24 protein-coding genes are annotated in these 26,537 nt (G+C 56.9%); 13 read left to right on the plus strand and 11 right to left on the minus strand.

All coding sequences use genetic code 11. From position 1 onward, the window contains the following. The first annotated feature begins 74 nt into the window (after positions 1-74). Positions 75-3,419: a carbamoyl-phosphate synthase large subunit gene (carB, locus tag ACR0A1_RS09175; protein WP_170401770.1), complete on the plus strand. Its 3,345-nt coding sequence runs from the start codon at positions 75-77 to the stop codon at positions 3,417-3,419. A gap of 102 nt (positions 3,420-3,521) precedes the next feature. Next, a complete protein-coding gene (locus ACR0A1_RS09180) occupies positions 3,522-3,932 on the plus strand; it encodes a VOC family protein (protein ID WP_170401773.1) in 411 nt (136 codons plus the stop codon). On the opposite strand, the gene ACR0A1_RS09185 is transcribed toward ACR0A1_RS09180, so the two are convergent. From ACR0A1_RS09185 to ACR0A1_RS09195, 3 genes are read right to left on the minus strand one after another with little or no spacing between them, the layout of a single operon-like run. Beyond that, on the minus strand, positions 3,933-6,974 hold the full coding sequence (locus tag ACR0A1_RS09185) for an efflux RND transporter permease subunit (RefSeq protein ID WP_480867174.1): 3,042 nt from the start codon (positions 6,972-6,974) through the stop codon (positions 3,933-3,935). 10 nt (positions 6,975-6,984) lie between these two features. After that, complete coding sequence (locus ACR0A1_RS09190) at positions 6,985-8,022, minus strand: efflux RND transporter periplasmic adaptor subunit (protein ID WP_170392359.1); 1,038 nt, start codon at positions 8,020-8,022, stop codon at positions 6,985-6,987. Next, positions 8,019-8,486 carry a MarR family transcriptional regulator gene (locus ACR0A1_RS09195; RefSeq protein ID WP_170647839.1) on the minus strand — a complete coding sequence of 156 codons (468 nt, stop codon included), beginning with the start codon at positions 8,484-8,486 and terminating at the stop codon, positions 8,019-8,021. The genes ACR0A1_RS09190 and ACR0A1_RS09195 overlap by 4 nt, the downstream gene beginning before the upstream one ends. Positions 8,487-8,640: 154 nt before the next feature. Here ACR0A1_RS09195 and ACR0A1_RS09200 point away from each other — a divergent pair, with 154 nt between their 5' ends. Further along, on the plus strand, positions 8,641-9,765 hold the full coding sequence (locus ACR0A1_RS09200; protein ID WP_170594595.1) for a beta-ketoacyl-ACP synthase III: 1,125 nt from the start codon (positions 8,641-8,643) through the stop codon (positions 9,763-9,765). 157 nt (positions 9,766-9,922) lie between these two features. Next, positions 9,923-10,657 carry a hypothetical protein gene (locus ACR0A1_RS09205; protein WP_480752373.1) on the plus strand — a complete coding sequence of 245 codons (735 nt, stop codon included), beginning with the start codon at positions 9,923-9,925 and terminating at the stop codon, positions 10,655-10,657. Positions 10,658-10,751: 94 nt separating this feature from the next. Here the strand turns inward: ACR0A1_RS09205 and ACR0A1_RS09210 are convergent, their stop codons facing one another. Continuing rightward, positions 10,752-11,213, minus strand: coding sequence for a hypothetical protein (locus ACR0A1_RS09210; protein ID WP_170392365.1), 462 nt, complete (start codon positions 11,211-11,213; stop codon positions 10,752-10,754). Between the two features lie 355 nt (positions 11,214-11,568). On the opposite strand from ACR0A1_RS09210, the gene ACR0A1_RS09215 reads away from it, so the two are divergent. Further along, the gene (locus tag ACR0A1_RS09215; protein WP_170401790.1) at positions 11,569-12,147 is read left to right on the plus strand and encodes a thymidine kinase; all 579 of its coding nucleotides are present in this window, start codon (positions 11,569-11,571) and stop codon (positions 12,145-12,147) included. On the opposite strand, the gene ACR0A1_RS09220 is transcribed toward ACR0A1_RS09215, so the two are convergent. From ACR0A1_RS09220 to ACR0A1_RS09240, 5 genes are all read right to left on the minus strand, one after another. Then, positions 12,144-13,094, minus strand: a complete 951-nt coding sequence (locus tag ACR0A1_RS09220; RefSeq protein ID WP_480867177.1) for a 2-hydroxyacid dehydrogenase — start codon at positions 13,092-13,094, stop codon at positions 12,144-12,146. The genes ACR0A1_RS09215 and ACR0A1_RS09220 overlap by 4 nt on opposite strands. Then, positions 13,094-13,432, minus strand: a complete 339-nt coding sequence (locus tag ACR0A1_RS09225) for a tRNA-binding protein (RefSeq protein WP_170661813.1) — start codon at positions 13,430-13,432, stop codon at positions 13,094-13,096. Before ACR0A1_RS09225 ends, ACR0A1_RS09220 begins: the two co-directional genes overlap by 1 nt. Beyond that, complete coding sequence (proC, locus tag ACR0A1_RS09230; protein ID WP_480752371.1) at positions 13,425-14,240, minus strand: pyrroline-5-carboxylate reductase; 816 nt, start codon at positions 14,238-14,240, stop codon at positions 13,425-13,427. Before proC ends, ACR0A1_RS09225 begins: the two co-directional genes overlap by 8 nt. A 33-nt stretch (positions 14,241-14,273) precedes the next feature. Continuing rightward, positions 14,274-14,774, minus strand: a complete 501-nt coding sequence (locus ACR0A1_RS09235) for a type III secretion system chaperone family protein (RefSeq protein ID WP_010441802.1) — start codon at positions 14,772-14,774, stop codon at positions 14,274-14,276. Positions 14,775-15,088: 314 nt separating this feature from the next. Beyond that, the gene (locus tag ACR0A1_RS09240; protein ID WP_170512483.1) at positions 15,089-15,337 is read right to left on the minus strand and encodes an accessory factor UbiK family protein; all 249 of its coding nucleotides are present in this window, start codon (positions 15,335-15,337) and stop codon (positions 15,089-15,091) included. A gap of 97 nt (positions 15,338-15,434) precedes the next feature. Between ACR0A1_RS09240 and lgt the strand changes: the two genes are divergently transcribed. The 4 genes from lgt (at position 15,435) to ACR0A1_RS09260 (ending at position 19,645) form a co-directional block, all read left to right on the plus strand. Continuing rightward, positions 15,435-16,322: a prolipoprotein diacylglyceryl transferase gene (lgt, locus tag ACR0A1_RS09245; protein ID WP_170512528.1), complete on the plus strand. Its 888-nt coding sequence runs from the start codon at positions 15,435-15,437 to the stop codon at positions 16,320-16,322. After that, positions 16,319-17,386, plus strand: a complete 1,068-nt coding sequence (locus ACR0A1_RS09250) for a class I SAM-dependent methyltransferase (protein ID WP_480867180.1) — start codon at positions 16,319-16,321, stop codon at positions 17,384-17,386. The genes lgt and ACR0A1_RS09250 overlap by 4 nt, the downstream gene beginning before the upstream one ends. After that, positions 17,383-18,141 (plus strand): peptidoglycan editing factor PgeF, encoded by a 759-nt coding sequence (pgeF, locus tag ACR0A1_RS09255; protein ID WP_480867182.1) that lies wholly within the window; start codon positions 17,383-17,385, stop codon positions 18,139-18,141. Before ACR0A1_RS09250 ends, pgeF begins: the two co-directional genes overlap by 4 nt. 721 nt (positions 18,142-18,862) lie before the next feature. Then, positions 18,863-19,645 (plus strand): Hint domain-containing protein, encoded by a 783-nt coding sequence (locus tag ACR0A1_RS09260; protein WP_170392383.1) that lies wholly within the window; start codon positions 18,863-18,865, stop codon positions 19,643-19,645. Positions 19,646-19,763: 118 nt separating this feature from the next. Here ACR0A1_RS09260 and ACR0A1_RS09265 read toward each other — a convergent pair whose 3' ends face one another. After that, on the minus strand, positions 19,764-20,264 hold the full coding sequence (locus tag ACR0A1_RS09265) for an Lrp/AsnC family transcriptional regulator (RefSeq protein ID WP_170392385.1): 501 nt from the start codon (positions 20,262-20,264) through the stop codon (positions 19,764-19,766). A gap of 227 nt (positions 20,265-20,491) precedes the next feature. On the opposite strand from ACR0A1_RS09265, the gene trxB reads away from it, so the two are divergent. From trxB to ACR0A1_RS09285, 4 genes are all read left to right on the plus strand, one after another. Continuing rightward, positions 20,492-21,433, plus strand: coding sequence for a thioredoxin-disulfide reductase (gene trxB, locus ACR0A1_RS09270; protein ID WP_170564108.1), 942 nt, complete (start codon positions 20,492-20,494; stop codon positions 21,431-21,433). Between the two features lies 1 nt (position 21,434). Further along, positions 21,435-21,893: an RES family NAD+ phosphorylase gene (locus tag ACR0A1_RS09275; protein ID WP_480752368.1), complete on the plus strand. Its 459-nt coding sequence runs from the start codon at positions 21,435-21,437 to the stop codon at positions 21,891-21,893. A 102-nt stretch (positions 21,894-21,995) separates the two neighbouring features. Then, the gene (locus ACR0A1_RS09280) at positions 21,996-23,651 is read left to right on the plus strand and encodes an adenylate/guanylate cyclase domain-containing protein (protein ID WP_480867184.1); all 1,656 of its coding nucleotides are present in this window, start codon (positions 21,996-21,998) and stop codon (positions 23,649-23,651) included. Between the two features lie 200 nt (positions 23,652-23,851). Continuing rightward, positions 23,852-25,570, plus strand: a complete 1,719-nt coding sequence (locus ACR0A1_RS09285; protein WP_170801983.1) for a bifunctional sulfate adenylyltransferase/adenylylsulfate kinase — start codon at positions 23,852-23,854, stop codon at positions 25,568-25,570. Positions 25,571-25,642: 72 nt separating this feature from the next. Here the strand turns inward: ACR0A1_RS09285 and ACR0A1_RS09290 are convergent, their stop codons facing one another. Then, on the minus strand, positions 25,643-26,521 hold the full coding sequence (locus ACR0A1_RS09290; protein WP_480867187.1) for a PhzF family phenazine biosynthesis protein: 879 nt from the start codon (positions 26,519-26,521) through the stop codon (positions 25,643-25,645). Positions 26,522-26,537 lie beyond the last annotated feature (16 nt).

The following is a 26,537-nucleotide window of genomic DNA, read 5'->3' on the forward strand; positions in this document are numbered from 1 at the left end:
CGGTCCCTATAACGCAGGACAATTTGGGCGCTGGGGCGGTGCCCTGACTCGCGGACAATTGAAGGGGCCAAGCCATGCCGAGAAGAACCGACATCCAGTCGATCATGATCATCGGGGCAGGCCCCATTGTTATCGGTCAGGCCTGCGAGTTCGACTATTCCGGCGCTCAGGCATGTAAGGCGCTGCGCGAGGAAGGCTATCGGGTCATTCTGGTGAACTCGAACCCTGCAACGATCATGACCGACCCGGGGCTAGCCGATGCGACCTATATCGAGCCGATCACGCCCGAAGTTGTCGCCAAGATCATCGAAAAAGAACGCCCCGATGCCCTACTGCCCACTATGGGCGGACAGACCGGCCTGAACACCTCGCTGGCGCTGGAAGAGATGGGCGTGCTGGATAAGTTCAACGTCGAGATGATCGGCGCCAAGCGCGACGCGATCGAAATGGCCGAAGACCGCGCCTTGTTCCGCGAGGCGATGGATAGGTTGGGCATCGAAAACCCCAAGGCCGAGATCGTGACGGCCCCCAAGGATGAGAACGGCAAGAAAGATCTCGACGCCGGTGTGGCACTGGCGCTTGAAACCCTCGAAACAGTTGGTCTGCCCGCCATCATCCGCCCCGCCTTTACGCTGGGCGGCACCGGCGGCGGTGTCGCATATAACCGCGAGGATTATATCCATATTTGCCGCTCGGGTATGGATGCGTCCCCCGTCGGTCAGATCCTGATCGATGAAAGTCTTCTGGGGTGGAAAGAATACGAGATGGAGGTGGTGCGCGACACCGCTGACAACGCCATCATTGTCTGCTCAATCGAGAACGTTGATCCGATGGGCGTGCACACAGGTGACTCGATCACCGTGGCCCCTGCCCTGACGCTGACCGACAAAGAATACCAGATCATGCGCAATCACTCGATTGCCGTGCTGCGCGAAATCGGCGTCGAAACCGGCGGCTCGAACGTGCAATGGGCGATCAACCCGGTTGATGGCCGCATGGTCGTGATCGAGATGAACCCGCGTGTGTCCCGCTCTTCTGCGCTGGCCTCGAAGGCGACCGGTTTCCCGATTGCCAAGATCGCCGCGAAACTGGCTGTGGGATACACGCTGGACGAGCTAGACAATGACATCACCAAGGTCACCCCGGCCTCGTTCGAGCCGACCATCGACTATGTTGTCACCAAGATCCCGAAATTTGCCTTTGAGAAATTCCCCGGTTCCGAACCCTACCTGACCACCGCGATGAAGTCGGTGGGTGAGGCCATGTCCATCGGCCGCACCATTCACGAATCGATGCAAAAGGCTCTGGCCTCGATGGAGTCGGGTCTGACAGGCTTTGATGAGATCGAAATCCCCGGTCTGAACGTCGGAGTCTGGGAAGAAGCCGACGACAAGGCCGCCGTGATCAAGGCGATCAGCCAGCAAACCCCCGATCGTCTGCGCACAATCGCGCAGGCCATGCGTCACGGCCTGACCGACGATGAGATTTTCGGCGTCACCAAGTTCGACCCGTGGTTCCTGGCCCGCATTCGCGAGATCATCGAGGCCGAGCGTCAGGTGCGCAAAGATGGTCTGCCGGTTACCGAGGACGGTATCCGCAAACTGAAAATGCTTGGATTCACCGACGCGCGTCTGGGCAATCTGACCGGCCGTGACGAAGACAACGTCCGTCGCGCCCGCCGCAATCTGGGTGTGAACGCCGTCTTCAAACGCATCGACACCTGTGCGGCTGAGTTCGAGGCGCAGACCCCCTATATGTACTCGACCTACGAAGCCCCGATGATGGGTGAGGTCGAATGCGAGGCACGTCCAAGCGACCGCAAAAAGGTCGTCATCCTTGGTGGTGGTCCGAACCGGATCGGCCAGGGCATCGAGTTCGATTACTGCTGCTGCCACGCCTGTTTCGCGCTGACCGAAGCCGGATATGAGACCATCATGGTCAACTGCAACCCCGAGACGGTCTCAACGGACTATGACACCTCGGACCGTTTGTATTTCGAGCCGCTGACCTTCGAACACGTCATGGAAATCCTTACGAAGGAACAGGAAGCCGGCACGCTGCATGGAGTGATCGTTCAGTTTGGCGGGCAGACCCCGCTGAAACTGGCCAATGCGTTGGAGGCTGAAGGTATCCCGATCCTCGGTACCACGCCCGACGCGATCGACCTCGCCGAAGATCGTGAGCGTTTCCAGGCGCTGGTCAATGAACTGGGCCTGAAGCAGCCCAAGAACGGCATCGCCTCGACCGACGAAAAGGCGCTGGAGATTGCCGAAGATATCGGCTTCCCGCTGGTCATCCGCCCCTCCTATGTTCTGGGCGGCCGCGCGATGGAAATCGTGCGCGATATGGATCAGCTACGCCGCTACATCAATGAGGCCGTAGTGGTATCCGGCGACAGCCCGGTTCTTCTGGACAGCTATCTGGCCGGTGCGGTCGAACTGGACGTGGACGCGCTGTGCGACGGTAACGACGTGCATGTTGCAGGCATCATGCAGCACATCGAAGAGGCCGGCGTGCACTCGGGCGACTCGGCCTGTTCGCTACCGCCTTATTCGCTGTCGAAAGAGATCATCGAACAGATTAAGGATCAGGCGTTCAAGCTGGCCAAGGCGCTGAATGTCGTCGGCCTGATGAACGTGCAGTTCGCCATCAAGGATGACGAGATTTACCTGATTGAGGTCAACCCTCGTGCCAGCCGCACCGTGCCTTTTGTGGCCAAAGCCACTGACAGCGCGATTGCCTCTATCGCTGCGCGTGTGATGGCCGGTGAGAAACTGGCGAATTTCCCGAAACGCCCCCCTTACAAAACTGTCGATGACACCAAAATCGCTGACCAGATGACGCTGGCCGACCCCGACATGCCTTGGTTCTCGGTAAAAGAAGCCGTTTTGCCTTTCGCCCGCTTCCCCGGCGTTGACACCATCCTGGGCCCTGAAATGCGTTCGACCGGAGAGGTCATGGGCTGGGATCGCGACTTCCCGCGCGCTTTCCTGAAAGCACAAATGGGGGCCGGTATGGTGCTGCCCAGCGCAGGTCGTGCGTTTATCTCGATCAAGGATGCGGACAAAGGGCCGGATATGCTCGAAGCAGCGCGTGTTCTGGTTGAGCAAGGCTTTGAGCTTGTTGCGACCCGCGGCACACAAGCCTGGCTGACTGAAGAAAGTGTGCCGTGCGGCGTGGTCAACAAAGTGTACGAAGGCCGCCCGGATGTGACCGACCTGATGAAGGACGGCGGCGTGCAGCTGGTCATGAACTCGACCGAAGGCGCACAGGCGGTGGAAGACAGCCGATCAATCCGGTCGATCGCGCTGTATGACAAGATCCCCTATTACACCACAGCCGCAGCAAGCTATGCCGCCGCGCTGGCGATCAAGGCGCAGGCCGAAGGCGATGTTGAGGTGAAATCGCTGCAGGGCTAAGCCCCGGCAACGGTATGAATGAATGGACCCCGGCCTCGGCCGGGGTCTTTTTTCTTCCCCTCCTTGCCCATCGCCCACATGATGGGAGGGGAAGGAGTGCTCATGGACCTCTACACCACATACGGAAGCAACGACCTGCCTCGGGCCATCCGCTTTTATGATGCGATCTTCGCGGTTCTTGGCCAGCCGCGCCTGCCCGGTTGGATTGATGGCTGGGCCGGATGGGGTTCCGACCCCGACAGCGGCACCGGGTTTTGGATCTGCAAACCTTTTGATGGAGCCCCCGCCAGTACCGGCAATGGCACGATGATCGCCTTTCCCGCCAGAAGTGCCGATCAGGTCCGGCGTTTCCATGCCACGGGTTTGAAAAACGGCGGTGCAGATGAAGGCAAACCTGGTGTCCGCCCCCATTACGAGCCCGGATTCTATGTGGCCTATCTGCGCGACCCCGATGGCAACAAGCTATCCTGTTTTTACTACCATTATGATCCAAAGGAGGATTCGGGCGGATGATCAACCAGCAGCCAGACGTCGCATTTCTTCACGGTTGAAAAACAACATGTAGAAGACAGGTGCGGCAACCATGGTCAGGATCGTGGCAAAGGCCAGACCGCCCATGATTGTGACTGCCATGGACACAAAGAACGCATCCGTCAGAAGCGGTGCCATCCCCAGAATCGTCGTGATCGCCGCCAACATTACCGGGCGCAGACGCGAGACAGAGGCTTCAACAATCGCAGGACGCAGGGCTTTACCAGTAGCGCGGACCAGATCGATTTCTTCGACCAGTACGATGCCGTTCTTGATCAGCATCCCTGACAGACTTAACAGCCCCAATAGCGCTGTGAAGGTGAAGGGCAGGCTTGTTCCAAGCAGACCGATAACTACGCCATTTACGGACATCGGGACCAGTAGCCAGATAATGACCGGTTGCCGGATTGCATTGAACAGCAATACAGAAATCAACACCATAATCAGCAAGCTCAGCGGCAACTGCCGCCCAAGGCTGGCCTGCGCGTCGCCTGAATCCTCGAACTCGCCCCCCCATTCCATACGATAGCCGATCGGCAGTTCCATCGCTTCAATGGCACTGCGTACTTCGGAGTGGACCTGCGCGGCGGTCATGTCAGGTGGGATGTCCGCGCCAACGGTGATGGTCAAAACCCGGTCGCGGCGATGAACCAACGTATTGAGCGCCTTGTATTCGAACCCATCCACCATCTGCTCGATTGGAACGAAACGTTCCGACTGATCGGAGTAAACCACCTGATCGACGATCGAATAGTCCCCATCCGCCGGACGGCGCAAGATGATCGGGATCTGGCGGTCGCGCTCGCGCAGAACGCCGCCCGTGATGCCATCGGTCGAAAACTGCAACGTAGCTGCAATGTCTTCGCGCGATACGCCTGCTGTTTGGGCGCGCTCCGTGGCATAGATCGGCTGCACGGCCAATTCCTGCTCACGCCAGTCGTGATGCACATGTAGGGCATTCGGAGATGCGGCTGACATGCGCTGTACCGCTTCTTCGGCCAGTTGACGCAGAACAACCGGATCACTACCCGAGAACCGAGCCTGGATTGGATCGCCGCCACCGGGACCAAAAATCAGGCGTTTGGTTCGGAACTCGCCTTCGGGGAACTGGGCTGAACCGAACTCTTCAAGATCGGCTTGCAAGGCAGGAATATCGTCCAAAGCCTCGGTGCGGATGATCATATGTCCATAGCTTGGGTTTGGCTTCTCGGCAGCGTAGGTCAACATGAACCGTGTGGCACCCTGCCCGACGAATGTGGCAACCGAGACGACGTCATCACGTTCGGCCAGCCAGTCCTCGAATACGGCCATATCTTCCGCCGTGCGGGCGATCGGCGTACCTTGTGGCAGCTTGTAGTGCACGAAGAACAACGGCGTGTTCGAGTTTGGGAAGAATTGCTGTTTCATCAATCCAAAGCCCGCAAAACAGACGACTGTGACCCCGATCAACCCGGCCACTACCAGCCATCGGAACCGAAGCGCCCAGTTCAGGATTGCACCGTAGACGCGGAACAGGATGCCGCCATAGGCATCCACCTCACCCTCTTTGCCCTGCTTGAAGAAATAGTGCCCAAGCAAAGGTGTCACCGTGATGGCCAGAACCCAGCTCAGCAGTAGTGAAATGCCGATCACGGCAAATAACGAGAACAGGAATTCCCCGGTCGCGTCAGGACTGAGCCCGATCCCGGCGAAAGCCATGATCCCGATCACCGTCGCGCCCAAAAGTGGGATCTGCGTTTTTGACGCAACCTCTTCCGCAGCATCGCGCGAGGATTTTCCCCGCAACATCGAAATCTGCATTCCTTCGGCCACCACGATGGCGTTGTCGACCAGCATCCCCATGGCGATGATCAGAGCGCCCAGCGAGATCCGTTCCATCTCGATCGAGAACATCGACATGAAGAGCAAAGTACCCACAACGGTCAGCAACAGTGTGGAACCCACGACGATGGCCGCACGCCAGCCCATGAAAATGCCCAGAACCGCGACCACGATGCTGACTGACATGGCGAGGTTCAGCAGGAAGGCGTTCGAGGCCTCATCGACAACAACATGCTGCTGATAGATGGGCAGGATTTCGACACCAAAGGGGATTTCGGAATCCAGTTCGGCCAGTTTGGCATCTGCACGCTGCCCGACTTCGACGATGTTTTCAGTGGCCAGCCCAGCGATACCCAGCGTGAAAGCTTCAGCGCCGTTGAATCGGATCATGATATCGGGATCAATCTGCCGCCCGCGATAGACATCTGACATATCAAACAGATTGATCACCTGCCCCTGCGATCCAACCGACAGGCCGGCGATCGCCGACACGCTGTCCGAGCCCTCGGCCGTCAAGATCGTGGTGCGGTCACTATTGGATCGCAGCGAACCCGAGGCGTTGACCGAGTCCGCGTTTGCGATAGCTTCGTTGATCGCCTGCAGCGGGACGTTCTGATTGACCGAGATCGACAGGTCCGGCTCAATAAAGATCGCCTCATCCGGCAAGCCCTGAACCTCGACATCTGCAACACCGCTTACCGTCAGCAATTCGCGGCGAAGGAAGGTCGCCAGTTCGTGCTTCTCGGCGTCAGAAAACCCGTCTGCCGTAACGGCATAGAACAGGCCAAACACATCCCCGAACCCGTCATTCACATAAGGCGCACCCACGCCCGAAGGCAGACCGCGTGCTGCATCGCGCACCTTGGAGCGCAGACGGGTCCAGATGTCGGGCAACTCACTGCCGTCATAGGTGGATTTAATCTCAACCTCGATCAGCGACTGTCCCGGCTGGTTGACCGAGGTGATGACATCCACCTCGCCCATCTGCTGAATGGCAGATTCCAACGGTTCTGACACCTCCAGCGCCACCTGTTCGGCAGTGGCACCGGGATATTGCGTGGCGATCACCGCCTGTTTGATGGTGAAGGCCGGGTCTTCAAGGCGACCTAGCGACGTGAAACCCCAAATGCCGCCGAACAGGGCGATCAGGATGAACAGCCACGTATAGAGAGGCCGGTCGATCGAAGCGCGTGCGATGCTCATGAAACCGCCCTCAGTTTGAAAAGCCGACAAAGCGGCGGACAGTTTGACCATCGGACAATGCACCCCCACCGGCGACGACGATTTCGTCTCCATCCATCAGGCCGGTGAGAACGCGGACATCGCCGCTCTGCGTAGGTTCAACAGTCACTGGAACCCGGCGGACGGTGCCTTCGTCGGCGCCAGCCGGCGAGAAGACCAGAACGCCCAGCGCGCCGCTGGCATCAGCAACTACAGCCGTTGGCGGGATGATGATACCGGTGCGTTCATCCTGCACCTGCACCGTGACGGTCACGGAGGAACCGGGAAGAATCTGCAATCCCTCGGGCGGTGTCAAACCGAACTGGATGCGAAAGGTCTGGCCCACGCTTGAGGATTCAGCATCGAATTCCCTTATTTCCAGCGGAAAGATCTCATCGCTGACAGGGAACTTGGCAGTAATCGTGATGTCGTCCTGCTGTCCGGACCGCTGAAATAGGATTTCGGGCACATCCACCTCAATACGCAGTTCAGACATATCGTGAATCCGCACGATCGGAGTACCCGCAGAAACAGTTGTAAACGCCTCAACTGCACGGCTTGAAACCAGCGCGTCGAACGGAGCGGTCAGCGTCGCATGTTCCAACTCATATTCTGCATCTCGAACCGCAATCGCAGCCAGTTGCGCAGCTGTTTCGGCATCATCGACGGCAACCTGGCTGGCTGCGGTTCCACGCAGACGCGACAGGCGGGCAAGTGTTCGATCCGCCTGATCTTTTTGCAAGCGCGTCCGGTCGCGCTGCAGTTCGAACGGTTCCTGATCGAGACGGGCAATCAGTTCACCCTTGGGGATCACAAAACCTTCGGTCACAGGCATCTCGACGATCTGCCCCGCGACCTGAAACGCCAGATCAACGGTCTGGCGCGCGGCGATCCGCCCAAAGAACTGGCGCGAAAAGCCGGGAGAGGTTTCGCTGACCTGCATCAGTTTCACAGGCTTGGCAGGCTCTTGCGCCATGGCAGGCGCAGTCAACAAGGACAGTGCGAGGCAAACAGAGGTCAGGAGTTTCATTTCGTCAATCCCTCGGGAATTCCGGTTTTCAGAATGTTGTCACGGATTTTGTGAGCCAGCCGTGCGAACTCGGCGGTTTCTTCGGTGTTCAGACCCGATGCGCTGTGGAAAAGCTCACCCGCCACGGCCACCAGCATATTGCGGGCCTCTTCGCCCTGTTCGGTCAGCACCAAAAGCCAGGCGCGACGGTCTTCAGGATCACGCTGACGGGTCAGGTGCCCCGCCCGTTCAAGTGCATCGGCGGTCGCCGTAATCGTTGACGGCACTGTCAACATATCTGCGGCCAGCACTCCCATACGTTTGGGCACATCGAGCTTGATTAGCATGTGGCATTCCTGATGGCTCAGGTCTGTTTCGATGCTGTCAAAGCTCTCTTCCAGTTTCCAATAAAGCGCGTAGACCCCCATCATCGCCTGAATCTCAGGGCTGAGGCGTCCTAACCGCATGCTGATATCGTCTGACATGAATCTTTTCCGTGCGAGTCGCGGCGAAATATACTTCGAATTTTGAACTATTCAAGTTATGAAGCGAGAGGCGATACATTCCCTTGGGTCAACACATCTTGATCAATACGAATAGGGACTGCATTTTGTGCAGATCATGAACTCAGGGCCAGCCATGTACACTCCTGCCATCACCGGGACCGGTGTCTATACACCAGAAAACATCATAACCAACGCCGAACTGGTGGAAGCGTTCAATGCCTATGCCGACCGGATGAACGTCGAAAACGCGGATGCGATTGCAGCGGGCGACATGGAACCGATGCAGCATTCCTCGGAAGAGTTCATCCTGAAGGCCTCAGGGATCGAGAACCGGTATGTGATGGACAAGACCGGTGTTTTGAACCCCGAGATCATGCATCCCGCGCTGCGCCAGCGTAGCGACGACGAGCCTGGGATCATGACCGAGATGGCGGTGGATGCGTGCCTTAAGGCGCTAGCACAAGCGGGGCGCAGCGCCGAGGATGTCGATTTGGTGATCTGCGCCGCTTCGAACCATGAACGTGCCTATCCTGCAATTGCCATCGAGATTCAGCAGGCATTGGGGATCAGCGGATTCGGGTTTGACATGAACGTGGCCTGTTCCTCGGCCACATTCGGCATTCAGGCGGCGGCGGATATGGTGCGCTCGGGCTCGGTCCGAGCGGCGCTGGTCGTCAACCCCGAGATCTGCTCGGGTCATCTTGAGTGGCGCGACCGGGATTGCCATTTCATATTTGGCGATGTCGCGACCGCTACTCTGATCGAGCGGATCGAAGACGCCCAAGGCCCACATTTCGAGATAGTATCGACCCGGTGCGCAACTGCGTTTTCCAACAATATCCGCAACAACAACGGCTTCCTCCGCCGTTCGCGCCCCGATGGTCTGGTGGATCGCCGCGACATGCAGTTCATGCAGAATGGTCGTAAGGTGTTCAAAGAGGTCCTGCCCATGGTCAGCAAACATATCAGCGACCACATGGAGGCAGAGGGCATCAGTAGTGATGATCTAAAACGCCTCTGGCTGCATCAGGCCAACAAGACGATGAACGACTTCATCGGTAAGAAGGTTCTGGGGCGTGAGCCAGAACCGGGTGAGCAACCCAACATTCTGCAAGACTACGCCAATACCTCATCCGCCGGGTCGATTATCGCCTTCTCAAAGCATTCCGATGATCTGGATGCGGGCGATGTGGGCCTGATTTGCTCGTTCGGGGCCGGGTATTCGGTGGGTTCTGTGATCGTCAAACGGTATCAATAAGCGCGCGCCTTAACTGCGCTGCTGGAATCGCTGCAAGACCAAACCGCTTTCTCAAGAATTATTCAGACGGGCTCAACCGCTCCTTCATCTCTGACCGACACATCGAAACCCGGATGCCCTGTGCATCCGAGTGATGTAGTTATGGGAGCCCGCTGTTATGGGAAATAATACTCGCGTTGGACTGGCCGCCTTGGTCGCCGCACCTTTCATTGGGGTCATGGCGACCGGCGCGGCAATCGCAGAACCGCAAACCTGTACAGTCAACACCGCGCGTGTTGCCGCCAATGAAGGCGATTTTGACACGCTCTGCAGCTGTTCGCAGGTAACGCGAGGGTTTGTATCACATCTGCAAAATCGTTCTGATTTTGCTTCGATCCTGCAGAACACTTCGGCGCAATGCCCCGGTCTGACTCAGTTGTTGAGCGATCTGCCCACTGCGTCGATTTCCAACACCAATGCCGGTGAAGAGCGCAGCAGAGATCCATCCTCCAATTCCGTTGGCTCGAGTGAAAACCGAAGCTCGGGCAACGGCGGCGGTAGCTCAGGCAACAGCGACGGGAGTTCCGGCGGCAACGGTGATCCGGGTGATGGTGGAAGCAGTCCTGGCGATGGCGGCGGTAAGGGCGGTGGCAAAGGTGGCCACGGCGGAGGTGACAAACCCGGCAAAGGCGGCGGCAAAGGCGGTCACGGCGGTGGTGACAAGCCCGGCAAAGGCGGTGGTAAAGGCGGTCACGGCGGTGGTGACAAGCCCGGCAAAGGCGGTGGTAAAGGTGGCCACGACGGTGGTGACAAGCCAGGCAAAGGCGGTGCCAAAGGCAATAACGGTGGCGGCAACGGACCAGAGGGGGCAAGCCCCGGGCGCGGCAAGAACGCCAACAATGATGAACGCTGAATATTAATCTGCCCGGCAGACAAACAAAAAAGGCGGCACATGGGCCGCCTTTATTTTGCGCATTCACAACAATTCAGTACAGGGACATGACACCTTAACTGACGCTTTCCTCTTCCAGATGCAGCTTCATTTCGATCAGAACCTGTTGCAGCATACTGGTTTCTTTCAGCAGCCGCTTCGCCTCGTTCACCGTGATGATGCCATCTTCTATCGCCGACTGGTATTCCGTCATCAGCATGGCAAAACGTTGGCTCAGCGCAATGACATCGGAATTTACCCCGCCCGTACGTGGGCTGTCCGAGTTTCGTCCATCGTAAGAAAGCGTGATATTCTTCAAATCCGCCAATGCCGCAGTCACGTGCGGATAGGCAGCCGCGTTTTCCAACCGGGCAACAGCATCCACCGGCATGAACCGGTCAGAATGTTCTGCGTTGTCTGAATAGTACCTGCCAAGCGTGGCTTTGGATTTCCCGGTGATCTCGCACGCTGCTTCGATTCCGACATCCTTAACCAATGCTTCGGTATGCTTTTTCAGATAGGCCCCGATATCTGCCATTTTGCTACCCTTGTTACCTGCGCCCTGCCCCCTCTGCCTGTCCATGCTGGGGGAAAGGGTAGGGAAATTTCCCATATTCGATTCATAATTGAAATGGCAATAATTGACTATCCCTCAGATATGCAGGGATTTTGTGAGTGAGTGGCGGCCATTCGAGCCGGTAAAGAGTGTATGCGGGGCAGGATTTTAGCCTTGCATTGTATAGGCCACTTGTAGGCCGACGACGCCACTGTCGCGAAGGCGAGGTAATCCATCCCCAAGAGCATTTGCTCAACCTCAGCTGTAGCGATGGTGGCGTCGATTTACCCCCATGAGACGGCTTGCCCAGGCATCACATGCGAATTAGACCCACGGCATGGCAAAGCTCTATTTCAACTATTCGACTATGAACGCGGGCAAATCGACCGTGTTGCTGCAGGCCTCGCATAACTATCGCGAACGCGGCATGGATACCTACCTGATGACAGCCGCCATTGACGGACGCGCCGGTGAGGGGCGGATCGCATCAAGAATCGGAATCTCGGAACGAGCGGACATGTTTCGTCCCGACGACAATGTGTTTGCCATGATCGAAAACCGCCTGACACAAGGGGGCATCGCCTGCGTATTCATTGATGAAGCCCAGTTTCTTTCGGAAGAGCAGGTCTGGCAACTTGCGCGCGCCGTAGATGATCTGAAGGTCCCAGTGTTGACCTACGGGTTGCGGGTGGATTTTCAGGGTAAACTGTTCCCCGGGTCGGCAGCATTGTTGGCTCTGGCCGATGAGATGCGCGAAGTACGCACCATCTGCGAATGCGGGCGCAAGGCGACGATGGTGATTCGTCAGGATGAAAACGGAAACGCCATCACTGAAGGTGCGCAGGTCCAGATTGGCGGGAACGAGACTTATGTCTCGCTCTGCCGCAAACACTGGCGCGAGGCGGTGGGTTCCTAAACCGGGTTGGGTAACGTTCGCCCGGCCACGAACGCCGCGACATTGTCCAACGCCATGTGACCCATATCGGTGCGCACCTCTTCGATCGCGGTGCCGAGGTGGGGCAGCAGAGTCACATTTTCCATGTCACACAAGGCCTGCGGCACCTTGGGCTCGAACTCGTAGACATCCAGCCCAGCGCCAGCAATCTGACCCGCATGAAGCGCTTGGATTAAGGCGGCTTCGTCCACAACTTCACCGCGCGCAATGTTTATCACAATGCCCGAGGGCTTCATCGAGGCCAAAATCTGCGCGTTGACCAAGTGTCGTGTTTCAGCTCCTCCGGGGACGGCTATGACAAGAAAATCCACTGCCGCAGCCAATGCATTGAGTTCAGGGATGTACTCTGCTTGGAAGTCCAGCTGTTTTGGACTGCGCGATTGATAGGCAACGGTCATGTCGAATCCGAAATGACACCTCCGGGCAATGGCCTGACCTATGCGGCCCATTCCGATGATGCCCACCTTTTTGCCGGTCACATGTTGGCCCAGCATTTGTGTAGGATGCCACCCCTGCCACTGGCCTGACCTGACCAACCTTTCCCCCTCACCTGAACGGCGGGCCGTCGTGAGCAAAAGTGTCATGGCAATATCGGCGGTGGCATCGGTGACGGCACCCGGCGTGTTGGTAACCGCGACTCCGGCAGCATGTGCGGCGTCCACGTCGATATGATTGTAACCAACTCCGAAATTTGCCAGCAGTTTACAGCGAGGCTCTGGCACCTGAGCAAAGATCTCTGCCACGAACTGATCGCCCAACGTCGGGACCACGACGTCAAACTCAGTCAGCGCCCGCAACATTTCTTCATGCGCCAGAGGCGTGGTTTCACTGCGGATTTCCACATCGAATTCGGCACGGGCGCGCGCTTGGACAGCCGCGGTCATCGGTCGGGCAATCAGCAGTTTCATCAATGCATCCTTCCACCGATGGGCACAGCGCCATCGGGGCCTATCAACACGATCTCACCGTTTTCGTCGGGAAGACCCAACACCAAAACCTCGGACATGAATTTACCGATTTGGCGCGGGGGAAAGTTGACCACGGCCATCACCTGCTTGCCCACCAGCGTCGCCGGATCGTAGTGCGCGGTGATCTGGGCTGAAGTTTTGCGCTCACCGATCTCACCGCCAAAATCGACCCACAGCTTGATCGCGGGCTTGCGGGCCTCCGGGTACGGCTCGGCGCGTATCACCTCACCTACACGAATGTCGACTTTGAGAAATTCGTCGAATGAAATCTCACTCACGAGACAACTCCTTAGATCGGTCGGTTGCAGCTTTGACGGCACGATGTAGCAGGTCTGGGAAACCCTCTTCTTCATGCATCAACACCTCCAGTGCGGCCTGAGTGGTGCCGTTGGGAGAGGTGACGTTGACCCGCAATTGAGACGGATGCTCGTCAGCGGCCATCGCCAACGCCCCTGCCCCAGCGACGGTTGATTTGGCTAGCTTCATCGCCAGTTCCGGCGGTAAGCCGTGCGCTTCGCCAGCTTGCGCCAGTGTTTCGATTAGGTGGAATACATAGGCCGGGCCCGAACCGCTGACCCCGGTGACGGCATCCATCTGCGTCTCATCATCCAATCGAACCGTCTCACCAATGGCCGAAAGCAGGTCTTCAGCCAGTAGGATATCCGCGTCCGAGGTGTTGGCATTCCCAATCAGCGCCGTGATCCCCTGCCGAACCGCCGCAGGCGTATTTGGCATCGCACGGATGATCGGTGTGTTCGCGCCGAGGACGTTTTCGAAGGTGGCCAGTGAGGTACCCGCTGCGACCGATATGAAAAGACTGTCACCATTGCCCAGCGCTTGAATGGCTGGCAGGGCTTCGCCCATCATCTGTGGTTTGACCGCTACGAGTACAACTGCGGGTGCCTCGGGGAGAGGAGTGTTGATGTTGACGCCCTGCGCCTTCAGCCAATCCGAGGGAAATGGATCGATCACCCAGACCGATGCGGCAGGAAGGCCATGTTCCAACCAGCCTGCAAGCATCGCCGAGCCCATCTTGCCGCATCCCAGAAGCACAAGCCCCTGTTCCGCAACTCGCGAGATATCCATGATTGCCCCTCCCCTATGGTTCGGGGCAAAGCTTTACGCGCGGCCGTAGGCCTCTGCAATGGCGACTTGCATCGCCTCTTCGGGGTCTCGGTTTCCCCAGGTCACCAGTTGGATCGCGGGGTAATAGCGCTCGGCGCTCAGTACCGCTGCGGTGATCATGGTATCGATCTGTTCTGGGCTGGCCGTCTGACCACCGGCCAGCACCAAGCCATAGCGATAGACCATCAATTTCTGGTTGGCCCAGTAGGTAAACGCCCCGGCCCAACACTGATCATTCATCTTGTTCAGTAGCTCATAAAGCTCGGTTTCGCGCTCGGCCGGAGGCTCCATCTCAAAGGAACACACCATGCGGAGCGTTTCATCGTAATTCGACCAGGCCAAAGTTATCGAATATGTGCGCCACTGTCCTTCGACAGCCATGGCAATCTGATCATCCCCGATCCGGTCAAAATCCCAGTCGTGATGTTCTGCAAGATGTTCAACAATGTCGATCGGATGAAGGTCTTCTTCGAGATACTGCTCGGAAAGGGCCATAATGCCACCTCACTAATCTCTAGCATTTTGGGGCTGGCAGCGCCCCAGCGCTAGTTGCCTGCTCTACAAGCCGGGCTTCCCCAGTCTGCCTGTACTAAATATGGTGCGATGTGAGCACAGCTCTGGCAACCCTATTTATTGGGGATAACAGCAATAAGTTGTGGACAGTTGGCAACGCCGATCAAAATATTGGCGTTGGATGCAGCTTTGTCTTGATAAATTTCTGCAGAGCGGCAAAATGCACAACACCGCACAATCCAAGTTCGGATTGCGCGGCGGATGCTTTTACCCAAAATCTTAAATTCCTGCGGACGTTACTTGTCCAGCTTCGCCTCGAGCGCGGCAATTCGCTGTTCAAGTGCACCGTTCTCTTCGCGCGCTTTCTGCGCCATGGCACGCACAGCATCAAATTCTTCACGGGTTACGAAATCCCGGTCGGCCAGCCAGCGATCCATCATTGATTTCATCGCATTTTCGGCCTCTTCTCGTGCCCCCTGCGCCACACCCATGGCATTGGTCATCAGTTGAGACATATCGTCCAGAATCTTGTTACGGGTTTGCATGGGCTTTCTCCGATTTCGCGATTGCTCTCTATATGGGTAAAGATTGGCCCGGGCTCAAGGTTGACTTGCCACGCAAACCCCGGGCAATGAGACGCACATGCAGGCTGTTTTGAATTTCCCCGATCTGTCACCCGAAATTTTCTCGATCTCTCTGTTCGGGATGGAGTTTGCGCTCAGGTGGTATGCGCTGGCCTATATCGTTGGCATCCTGATTGCTTGGCGCATGGCGCTGATGGCGCTTAGGCGGCCTGTGCTTTGGGCTGATGACACACCACCGATGCAACCCGATCAGCTTGAGGATTTGGTCACCTGGATCATACTGGGTGTAATTCTTGGTGGTCGATTGGGGTTCGTCCTTTTCTATCAACCCGCATATTATTTTGCGTATCCACTGGAAATTCTGATGGTTTGGCAGGGTGGCATGGCATTCCATGGCGGCCTGTTGGGCGTGGTGATCGCCACGTATCTGTTCGGCAGGCGCCACGCTATACCGATTCTTTCGCTGGGTGATCTGGTTGCCTACACAGTGCCGCCCGGGTTGTTGCTGGGACGATTGGCGAATTTCACCAATGCCGAGCTTTGGGGTCGACCCAGCGAATTGCCATGGGCGGTGATCTTTCCCGGAACTGCGGCCCAGGATTGCCCCGGCGTTGTTGCGGGGATGTGCGCCCGCCACCCTTCGCAACTGTATGAGGCAGCACTTGAAGGTCTGATCCTCGGGGCGATTCTGATATGGCTGGCCTACCGGCGCGGCGCGTTTCAAAAACCAGGTCTGGTTATGGGCGTATTTCTGGCTGGCTACGGCGCATCGCGGTTTTTTGTCGAATTCTTCCGTCAACCCGATGCGCAATTTATATCGCCGGGGAATCCGCTAGGGCTGGCGTGGCATGTTGGCGGATATGGATTGACGATGGGGCAACTCTTGTCGCTACCAATGATTGCACTTGGCCTTTGGTTGGCATTTCGGGCAAGACGCAGATCATGAACCTGAAGGATCGTCTGCTCCTGCGCATCCAGAATGATGGCCCTATGACCATCGCTGACTACATGACCGAGTGTCTGATGCATCCGGAACATGGATACTACACAACACGCGATCCGCTGGGCGCTCAGGGCGATTTCATTACAGCGCCTGAAATCAGTCAGATGTTCGGAGAGCTAATAGGATTGTGTCTGGCGCAATGCTGGCTGGTACAAGGCAAACCCGAAAAGTTTGTTCTGGCCGAGCTTGGCCCTGGTCGTGGCACCCTGATGGCAGACATCCTGCGCGCCACTCAAAGTGTTCCTGGCTTTCACAAAGCGGCCGAGATCGCATTGCTCGAAGCTTCACCTGTATTGCGCGACGTACAAGCCAAGGCACTGCAAGGGTATGAACCTCAGTGGATCGAGGCAATTTCTGATCTTGAAGATCTTCCTCTGTTTCTGGTGGCAAACGAGTTCTTTGATGCCCTGCCCATCCGCCAGTTCCTGCGCGAAGGCGAAGGTTGGCGCGAGAGGTTAGTTGGCAAAGATGGTGCTTCGCTTGCGTTCGGTCTTGGTACGCAATTGGCACAAGCCGCGCTCAGCGAACGTGTCGAGGATACGCAGGACGGAGATCTGGTAGAACTGTGCGCTGCTGCCAGTTCCATTATGTACTCTGTTGCCGGGCAGATCGCCCGTAACGGCGGAGCCGCGCTGATCATCGATTATGGTGACTGGCGCTCGCTTGGCGACACATTGCAGGCATTGCAAGCGCATGAACGTGTCGATCCCCTGGATCAGCCCGGTCAGGCGGATCTGACCACACATGTCGACTTTGAGGTCTTGGCGAAGGCGTCTCATGCTTCGGGCTGCGCATATACAAAACTGACCCCGCAGGGGGTGTTTCTTGAACGGCTCGGGATCACTGCACGCGCGCAATCGCTTGCCACCCCTCTCAGCGGGTCACAGCTTGAGACGCTGGTCACTGCACATCGACGGTTGACGCACCCCGACGAAATGGGAAACCTGTTCAAAGTACTGGGCCTTTATCCGCCAAACGCCACGCCGCCACCGGGACTGGAACCATGACACTGGAAATCATTACCTCAGACATGCTGTCCCCCGTACGACACGGGTTCTTCAGCCGCCGCGGTGGCGCATCTTCTGGTATCTTCGAAGGACTCAACTGCGGAACCGGGTCGACAGATTTGACCGAGGCCGTAGCTTTGAACCGTCGGCGCGTCGCCGACGCGATGGAAGTGGCACCTGAAGCGATGATCGGTGTGCATCAAGTGCATTCGCCGACCGTGATTGCAGTCGATGGGCCGATGACGGGTGACAAACCTAAAGCTGATGCGGTTGTCACATCAACGCCGGGTTTGGCGCTTACAATCTTAACCGCTGATTGTCAGCCAGTGCTGTTCGCCGATCCTGGCGCAAATGTGATCGGGGCCGCACATGCCGGTTGGCGCGGCGCGTTGGATGGTGTGCTGGAATCAACACTGGACGCGATGGAAGCGCTCGGAGCCAACCGGGATAACACAGTTGCCGTAATCGGCCCCACGATTTCACAACGCGCTTACGAGGTCGGCTCAGAGTTTCTGGACGACTTCCTTGCTGACACGCCAGAGAACGCGCGTTTTTTTGCAAATGGCAAAGGTGACCGGATGCATTTCGACCTGCCCGCCTTTGGCCTGCATCGTCTGCGCGAAGCTGGTATCGGCCAGGCCGAGTGGGTCCGTCACTGCACCTACTCCGACCCCGACAGGTTTTATTCCTACCGGCGCTCGACCCATGCCAAAGAGGCCGACTACGGCAGATTGATTTCCGCTATCAGGTTGTAAATCTGGCCCAGATTAAGGCAGCTTTGCCCAGTTTCTGCCACATTTCTTGTGTTTATCAGAGTCAGAATCGTCTCAAATTTTCGCCAATGCACAGACGGTTACCCCAAGAGGGGTCGTCATGGCATGGGCGGAAGCAGCTAAGAGGTACCTGAAACCTTCAATTTGTCCTCAATTCAACCCGGATCAGCCTTATAGGCGCCGCAAATCAGCGTCACATTGGCTTCATAAACGGGAACAGGGCGACCGCCCTATCGAAGCAGGACAATGGATATGAAATCGAAATCACGCTTTCTCAGCGCCGTTTTTGCGGCTGTCAGGGATCAAGAACCAGAAATGCCCTGGAAGCGGGTTTCAAGTCACTCAGTCAGAGTTGCACGCCGTCTGGCGGCGCGACGCTGACACAGCAACCCCAAGAGACCAGCTGCCGGTCTCGGAGGGCAAACGCATACCGGATGAAGCTCCGGTCCGGTGTGTGGGGTCGCAATCAAGACTGCGACCAGGGTTCGGAGCGTGTGTGCAGGCAATTGCAGCCTGCGGTTTACGAGTTTGTCTGGGGGGTCAAGAACTTGACCAAAACACTGGTGTTTTCTGATGCGGCGCTGTGCATTCGCGGCGACCGGCCTGTGTTTACCCATCTGATTACAGACAAAGAACAAGGTCGTCCGGCGATATTGCACGGGGGTTCAAGCCGTCGGACGGAATTTAGAGGGGACGGAATACCATGACTATTCCAAATTCTCTGGCCCGCGCTGCCAGAAACGCGGTCGAGACGTCAGCGCTATTGCGCGATGCGCCTCGTCCCGCGACAAAGCAAAAAGCACAGCTTCGACGTTATGAAGTGTGCAGTCTGTTGAAAAACGGGGATATTTCACAGACGCGCCATATCGCGCCAGCTTTGCCGATGTTTGAAGATGCGTTCTGCGCGTTCACACGCGGATCGTTGGTCGAGACGCCGCAAGGCCAGATGGCGATCGAAGATCTGCTGCCGGGTGATGACGTCCTCACTCAGGATGGATCATCGGAAACCGTGCTTTGGAAAGGGTCTGTCACGCTGATTCCCGGACGCGAGGATACGCGCGGGCGAACCCGGCCACTGACGCGGATCATGGCCGATACGTTCGGGATGCAAAAACCGATGTCGGGCGTCATCACGGGCCCCGCCGCACGTCTGCTGGGTACGCCTACGCACATGCGTCATTTGAACGGCGGGCAGCCCATGCTGACACCCGTCAGTGAGTTTCAGGATGGAATGGGTATCATTGAAACGCTGCCGCCGACTCCGGTCGAGCTGTTTCATATCTGTGTGGCCCGACATTCCGTGATTCGGGTCGATGGCCTGCAATTCGAGACCTATCATCCGGGCATCAACGCAGTCCGAATGATCAGTCACTCTTTGCGTTCGATCTATTTGAATCTATTCTCACATATCGAATCATTGAATGATTTTGGGCCGTTGCTCTTGCCAAGAGCCGGAGATGGTGAAATTGACGCTATGACAGCGTGAACTGGTTAACTATTACTGCAAGCGTGGGGCATTATGCAGATTTTACTGAGTTGGGTTTTAACCCTTGCACTGGCAGCGATGCTGCCACCCTGTCCTGTGGATCAAACAAGAGGTAGGTTCAGGCCGTCCGGTTCATCCGGTCTTCCAGTACGTCAAATGGTACGCCTGGCTCGTCTTTTGCGCCTCGGATAACAAGCGAAGTCTTGACGCTGGCCACGTTTGGCGTGGTCAGCAACTCGCCTGTCAGAAATTGCTGAAAACTGCTGAGATCCGGTGCGACGCATTTCAGGATGAAATCAACCTCGCCATTCAGCATGTGGCATTCGCGAACCAAGGGCCATTCCCGACACCGGTCTTCAAAAGCGCTGAGTTCGGATTCAGCCTGACTTTCAAGTCCGACCATGGCAAAGACCTGCACTTCGAACCCAAGCTCGCGGGCGTTCACCTCGGCATGATAGCCGCGAATGTACCCCGAATCTTCCAGCGTCCGCACCCGTCGCAGGCAAGGAGGAGCGGATATTCCTACGCGCTTGGCAAGCTCAACATTGGTCATACGGCCATCGGCCTGCAGTTCCGCAAGAATTTTGCGGTCGATTTCATCCAACCGGGTCGTGACCATCGAATGCTCCTGAGTTTTTCAGTTGTTATATCAGCAGCCCCGGGAGGCGCAATAATATTTCACAGCCACGCAATTTTCGTTATTTCAGATACATAATTGGCCGCAAAGCCAATCATTAGGCACATCACGGACCTGCAATATGAAGGGGCTTTAAGCCCTGCCCTGCGGTCGCTATATCGATCCGCACCGGACAACACGTCCGCCGAGGCAGTTTGAGTGAGGATACCATGGCCGAAACACGACACACCAAGGTTCTGATCATCGGGTCGGGACCTGCAGGATACACCGCGGGCGTTTATGCAAGCCGGGCCATGTTGGAACCGATCCTGGTGCAGGGTATCGAACCCGGTGGACAACTGACCACCACAACTGAGGTGGAAAACTGGCCGGGTGACACCGAGGTTCAGGGGCCAGACCTGATGGTTCGGATGCAGGATCACGCCAAGGCAATGGGATGCGAAGTGATCGGCGATATCATCAGCGATCTCGATCTAAGCCAGCGTCCCTTCACAGCCAAAGGCGACGGTGGCACCGTCTACACCGCCGACGCGGTGATTCTGGCAACGGGCGCACGAGCCAAGTGGTTAGGCATTCCCTCGGAAGAGAAATTTAAAGGGTTTGGCGTATCAGCCTGTGCCACCTGTGACGGCTTCTTCTATCGCGGTCAGGAAATCGTTGTGATCGGCGGCGGAAATACTGCCGTAGAAGAAGCGCTGTTCCTGACCAACTTCGCAAGCAAAGTCACTCTGATCCACCGCCGCGATGAGTTGCGAGCTGAAAAGATCCTTCAGGATCGGCTGTTCAAGAACGAAAAGATCGAGCCGCTTTGGTTTCACGAACTGGATGAGGTGATCGGAACCGATGCCCCACTGGGTGTGGAAGGCGTCAAGGTCAAGAATGTAAAGACCGGCGAAATCACGGAGATTCCGTGCAAAGGCGTATTTGTCGCTATCGGCCACGCTCCGGCAAATGAGCTGGTCAAAGATACGCTGGAAACCCACATGGGTGGCTACGTCGTGACCAAGCCGGGCACGACGCAAACTTCGGTTCCGGGAGTTTTCGCTGCCGGAGACCTGACCGACCACGTATACCGTCAGGCTGTGACAAGCGCCGGTATGGGCTGCATGGCCGCGCTGGATGCAGAACGATTCTTGGCGGAGAACGACTAAGATGATCACAGAATTCTCCGGCCTCGTCTGGAGAATTCTGCTCCACACCCAATCGGGTGACCCGCTCTCATCGGCCCGTGCCCCCGAAGGACGGTTTCATCATTCTGGCCAATTCGCGCTTTATGCGTCGCTAAGTGCTGAAGGGGCCGGGATCGCCATTCGGCGCTATGTCTCGCAGTGCGACCCTCCACGGACGATCCATCGCTTGAAAATATCCAAGGCGCAAGTATTGGATTTGCGGGGGCAACCTTCTGCCTCGATCGTCTGGCAAGACATGCGGGCAACCGGCATACCCTCTCCAACATGGCGATTTTCGGACAAGGCCCGCACATATGGCGCGGATGGGCTGCTATACAGTTCGCGCTCGCGTCCTGAACTGAGCCATCTGGTGTTGTTCAACGCAGAACACCAGATGATACAAACCGCAAGCGCCCCCTGCGACTGGTTCCCCGAAAGGTGACCGCGCCTATCTTGACCGGCACCCGGCACCGTATCAGGATCAACCATAGTAACGCGAAGAACAGGTGAGCTTTTGGAAAACGTTCTTTGGCGCGGCGGATGGATGAGCCGGCTCAGAATCGCAAGCGGCCTCGTGCTGTTTGTCTTTGCGTTCTTTCATTTCATCAATATCGGCCTTGGCTTGTTTCACACTGATCTGCTGCACGGGATGCAGGGCGGACGTAAAGCTGTCAGCCGGAATGAGATCGGCAGCGTCGTGATATATGGCGCATTGCTGATGCACATGGGACTGGCGCTTATCTCACTCGCGCAGCGCCGGACGCTCAGAATGCCTTTCAGCGTCGCGCTTCAGGTTATTCTTGGACTGTTGATCCCGCTGCAGCTTATCTCACATTTGGTACAGACCCGATACGCGCATGAGATTTTTGGGGTGAATGATGAAATGGGTTACATCATCATTCTGATGTGGCCCAGCACCGCGATCTGGTTCCAAAGCCTATTACTTCTGCTGGTGTGGGTCCACGGATGTATTGGGCTACACATGTGGTTACGGTTGACCACATGGTGGCGCGCGATGGTTCCATATCTGATCGGTCTCGCCGTCTTTGTACCGGGCTTCGCCTTCGCAGGCCTTCTGACCGAGGGGCGGCGTATCTGGGCCGATTTTGCCGACCCCGATCTACGAGAACAGTATGTCGAATACTATAACTGGCCTTCGCAAGAAGAGTTTCAGTCTTTGTTTTCCGTCACAGACTATACGCAGTGGGTATTCTGGGCCGCGCTTGCACTAACAGGCTTGGTCTATCTCGGGCGCAAGCTTTGGCGGCGGCGGCATTCGGTGCGGGTGCGCTATGTCAACGGTCCAGAAGTTGTGTCGGAGAAAGGCATGACCCTTTTGGAGATGTCACGCGCAAATGGCATCCCACATACCGCGCTGTGTGGTGGCAAGGGGCGCTGCACGACCTGTCGCGTAGTGGTTGAAGATGGTGCCGATCAGTTGCACCCGCCTACCGAAGTTGAAGCCCGCAGTCTGAAAGCGATCAGCGCGCCAGAAGGAACCCGCCTGGCCTGCCAGATGCGGCCGTCCGATCCGCTCACGGTGTTTCGTGTTTTCCGCCCCGACGGCGCGCGTGATCGTGCGCATGCGAGCCAAGGGCAAGAACGGCAATTGGCGGTTCTGTTTCTGGACATGCGCGGGTTCACCGCCCGCACAACGGGGCAATTGCCGTATGATATCGTGTTTCTGTTGAATCGTTTCTTCGACGCAATTGTTCCAGCAATCACGGTGCAAGGCGGGGTTGTCGACAAATACATGGGCGATGGGTTGCTGGCGATGTTTGAAACAGCCAACGCCGCAAGTTCGGCAAGTGCCGGTCTGAGGGCAGCGGCCGGGATCGGACACGCATTGGAGCGTTTCAACCAGCAGCTTCAAGCAGAAGGCAGCCAACCCGTGCGCATTGGTATGGGTCTACATCTTGGTGATCTTGTGCTGGGCGAAATCGGTGCGGCGAAACACGCGCCACGCACGATCATCGGAGACGCTGTAAATGTTGCCAGCCGTTTGGAGGCTGAAACCAAAGCACTGGGGGTCGAACTCCTTGTATCGGACAAGGTTTTGGACGCGGCTGGATTACAATGTGATCCCCGCGATCTGCGGGAATTCAGCCTGCGCGGTGTCTCTGAACCTGTCCCCGCCCTGCCCGTCAGGCACGCAGCCGACCTTGAGTCGCAAACCTCACCGCTGGAACAGATTGCCTGAGAATGCGCCTAATGAGCCTGAGCGGCGGGATTTTTTCAATAACATGAAACAAAAAACAGAAAACCGTTCCATTTCGAGAAAAAACCACGCATTTCATCCTTAGTTTTTGCAAGTCTATGGACTTCACCCTCAGGCCGAGGCACATGCCCTGCAAACACCCTTGAAACAAATGCAAACAGAACTGCGATAAGAGTTTTCCGATGACGATGTTAAGCAATCTGGCCCCTATCTCTGAACTGTATGTTTCCTACGAGTCTGCGCAGAAACTGAAGATAGAAGCCGCTGATCTGACCAGCTGGGATCTTAAGCCCCGGCAGATTTGCGATCTGGAACTGCTTATGAACGGCGGGTTCAATCCGCTCAAAGGTTTCCTGAGCGAAGCGGACTATGACAACGTGGTCGAAAACATGCGCCTCGCCGATGGAACACTTTGGCCAATGCCGATCACCTTGGATGTTGACGAGGATTTTGCCGCATCGATCGAGCTGGGGCAGGACATTGCCCTGCGCGATCAGGAAGGCGTGATCCTCGGCACCATGACCGTGACCGACCGCTGGACACCAGACAAGGCGCGTGAGGCGGAAAAGGTCTTTGGTGCTGATGATGATGCGCACCCGGCTGTGAATTACCTGCACAATGTAGCGGGCAAAGTTTATCTGGGCGGCCCGGTCACTGGCATCCAGCAGCCCGTGCATTACGATTTCAAAGCCCGCCGCGACACGCCGAACGAGTTGCGCGCCTATTTCCGCAAAGTGGGCTGGCGCCGTATCGTGGCATTCCAGACCCGCAATCCTTTGCATCGCGCGCATCAGGAATTGACCTTCCGTGCCGCAAAAGAAGCACAGGCCAACTTGCTGATCCATCCCGTGGTTGGCATGACCAAACCGGGCGATGTGGATCATTTCACCCGCGTGCGTTGCTACGAAGCCGTGTTGGATAAATATCCGGCCTCGACTACGTCGATGTCGCTGTTGAACCTTGCGATGCGCATGGCTGGCCCGCGCGAGGCAGTCTGGCACGGGTTGATCCGCGCAAACCACGGCTGCACCCATTTCATCGTCGGTCGTGACCACGCAGGTCCGGGCAAAAACTCTGCCGGTGAGGATTTCTACGGCCCCTATGATGCGCAAGACTTGTTCCGAAAATATCAGGACGAAATCGGCGTCGAGATGGTCGATTTCAAACATATGGTCTACGTGCAGGAACGCGCGCAATACGAGCCGAATGACGAGATCCTGGACAAGGACAACGTCACGATCCTCAACATCTCGGGAACTGAACTGCGCCGCCGTCTGCGCGAAGGGCTGGAGATTCCGGATTGGTTTTCGTTCCCCGAAGTTGTTCAGGAACTGCGCAACCGCTTCCCGCCGCGCTCGCAACAGGGATTCACCGTATTTTTCACCGGTTTTTCAGGCTCGGGCAAATCCACCATTGCCAACGCCTTGATGGTCAAGCTGATGGAGACCGGGGATCGTCCGGTTACCTTGCTGGACGGGGATATCGTGCGTAAGAACCTGTCTTCTGAACTGGGCTTTTCGAAGGAACATCGCGATCTGAACATCCGCCGCATCGGTTATGTCGCGTCTGAGATAACCAAGAACGGCGGTATTGCCATCTGTGCTCCTATCGCGCCTTACGCAACTACCCGTCGTGCTGTACGTGAAGAAATCGAACAATTCGGTGCATTTTGCGAGGTGCATGTCGCGACCAGCATTGAAGAATGCGAGCGCCGAGACCGCAAGGGTCTGTACAAACTGGCACGTGAGGGCAAGATCAAAGAGTTCACGGGGATTTCCGACCCTTACGACGCCCCTGAAGACCCAGAGCTGCGCGTCGAGACCGAAAATGTCGAGGTTGACAACTGCGCACATCAGGTTCTGCTTAAGCTGGAAAGCATGGGACTGATTGCAGCGTCCTGATCACTTAAGACGAAAAAATACATCAAAGGCCCTCAGATCTCTGAGGGCCTTTTTCGCAGGTGCGGGTCTGGTTCAGTCGGGCAAATTCACCTGCCCGCGCATCAGGACATGGCCGCGCCCGGCAACTTTGATCCCCGTCATCGCATCCGAAGGTCCAACGCGTGTCACGGTCGCCTGACCGGGGCGGCCCATGTCATGGCCCTGTTCGGCGGTAAATGTCTCTTTGTCCATCAGTCCGTGTTTCCAGAGATAGGCCGCCATCGCACCGGTGGCGGATCCGGTGAACGGGTCCTCGGGCGGGCTGGGGGGCGCCATCATCAGGCGCGAGAATGTGTCGCCCGTAGTCGTTGCGCCTTTCAGTGTTACAAGAAACGGTTCAGCCATGTCCGACCCCGAGAAACCGGCCTTTTCGGTTATATGACTGAGCAAAGCAACATCCAGCTTGGCAGCGCGCAGCGCCTCGTGATCGCGCAGGACCGTAATGCAAAAGGGCAGACCGGTTGAAACGAACTGCGGTGGAGAAATTACCACCTCTTCCGGCAGGCTGATGGCGGCGGCAACCAGATCTGCGGGCACATGATCGCCGAATTGCGGGGCGACCTGCGTCATTTCGATGTCATCACCATTTAGTTTGATCGATACAATCCCTGCTCCGGTCTCAAGCGTCAGAGCATCACCCTGAAACAACCCCCGTGATCGCATCGCTGCAACGGTTGCTATGGTCGGGTGCCCGGCAAATGGGATTTCCCGGCCGGCCAGGAAGTACCGGACCCGGATATCAGCGATATCGGATGGCCCGGTAAAAGTGCATTCAACCAGAGAAGTCTCGCGCACATATGCCATGCAAACCGCGTCCGACAGCCCTGCACCCTCATGCACAACTGCGCAGCCGTTGCCACCAAAGGCCTGATCGCTGAACGCATCCACCCAATCGAAATCATACCAGCTCATCGCGCACTCCTGCGTT

It is taken from the genome of Ruegeria sp. D6 (assembly GCF_056534365.1).

Coding starts and splice junctions, on each gene's coding strand:
- proC (WP_480752371.1), bottom strand. CDS start 14,240: ATGGATATCTCGCGAGTTGCGGAACAGGGGCTTGTGCTTCTGGGATGC.
- ACR0A1_RS09285 (WP_170801983.1), top strand. CDS start 23,852: ATGACGATGTTAAGCAATCTGGCCCCTATCTCTGAACTGTATGTTTCC.
- pgeF (WP_480867182.1), top strand. CDS start 17,383: ATGACACTGGAAATCATTACCTCAGACATGCTGTCCCCCGTACGACAC.
- ACR0A1_RS09240 (WP_170512483.1), bottom strand. CDS start 15,337: ATGCAAACCCGTAACAAGATTCTGGACGATATGTCTCAACTGATGACC.
- ACR0A1_RS09180 (WP_170401773.1), top strand. CDS start 3,522: ATGGACCTCTACACCACATACGGAAGCAACGACCTGCCTCGGGCCATC.
- ACR0A1_RS09200 (WP_170594595.1), top strand. CDS start 8,641: ATGTACACTCCTGCCATCACCGGGACCGGTGTCTATACACCAGAAAAC.
- trxB (WP_170564108.1), top strand. CDS start 20,492: ATGGCCGAAACACGACACACCAAGGTTCTGATCATCGGGTCGGGACCT.
- ACR0A1_RS09190 (WP_170392359.1), bottom strand. CDS start 8,022: ATGAAACTCCTGACCTCTGTTTGCCTCGCACTGTCCTTGTTGACTGCG.
- carB (WP_170401770.1), top strand. CDS start 75: ATGCCGAGAAGAACCGACATCCAGTCGATCATGATCATCGGGGCAGGC.
- ACR0A1_RS09250 (WP_480867180.1), top strand. CDS start 16,319: ATGAACCTGAAGGATCGTCTGCTCCTGCGCATCCAGAATGATGGCCCT.
- ACR0A1_RS09235 (WP_010441802.1), bottom strand. CDS start 14,774: ATGGCCCTTTCCGAGCAGTATCTCGAAGAAGACCTTCATCCGATCGAC.
- ACR0A1_RS09215 (WP_170401790.1), top strand. CDS start 11,569: ATGGCAAAGCTCTATTTCAACTATTCGACTATGAACGCGGGCAAATCG.
- ACR0A1_RS09260 (WP_170392383.1), top strand. CDS start 18,863: ATGACTATTCCAAATTCTCTGGCCCGCGCTGCCAGAAACGCGGTCGAG.
- ACR0A1_RS09265 (WP_170392385.1), bottom strand. CDS start 20,264: ATGGTCACGACCCGGTTGGATGAAATCGACCGCAAAATTCTTGCGGAA.
- ACR0A1_RS09280 (WP_480867184.1), top strand. CDS start 21,996: ATGAGCCGGCTCAGAATCGCAAGCGGCCTCGTGCTGTTTGTCTTTGCG.
- ACR0A1_RS09290 (WP_480867187.1), bottom strand. CDS start 26,521: ATGAGCTGGTATGATTTCGATTGGGTGGATGCGTTCAGCGATCAGGCC.
- lgt (WP_170512528.1), top strand. CDS start 15,435: ATGCAGGCTGTTTTGAATTTCCCCGATCTGTCACCCGAAATTTTCTCG.
- ACR0A1_RS09275 (WP_480752368.1), top strand. CDS start 21,435: ATGATCACAGAATTCTCCGGCCTCGTCTGGAGAATTCTGCTCCACACC.
- ACR0A1_RS09195 (WP_170647839.1), bottom strand. CDS start 8,486: ATGTCAGACGATATCAGCATGCGGTTAGGACGCCTCAGCCCTGAGATT.
- ACR0A1_RS09220 (WP_480867177.1), bottom strand. CDS start 13,094: ATGAAACTGCTGATTGCCCGACCGATGACCGCGGCTGTCCAAGCGCGC.
- ACR0A1_RS09205 (WP_480752373.1), top strand. CDS start 9,923: ATGGGAAATAATACTCGCGTTGGACTGGCCGCCTTGGTCGCCGCACCT.
- ACR0A1_RS09185 (WP_480867174.1), bottom strand. CDS start 6,974: ATGAGCATCGCACGCGCTTCGATCGACCGGCCTCTCTATACGTGGCTG.
- ACR0A1_RS09210 (WP_170392365.1), bottom strand. CDS start 11,213: ATGGCAGATATCGGGGCCTATCTGAAAAAGCATACCGAAGCATTGGTT.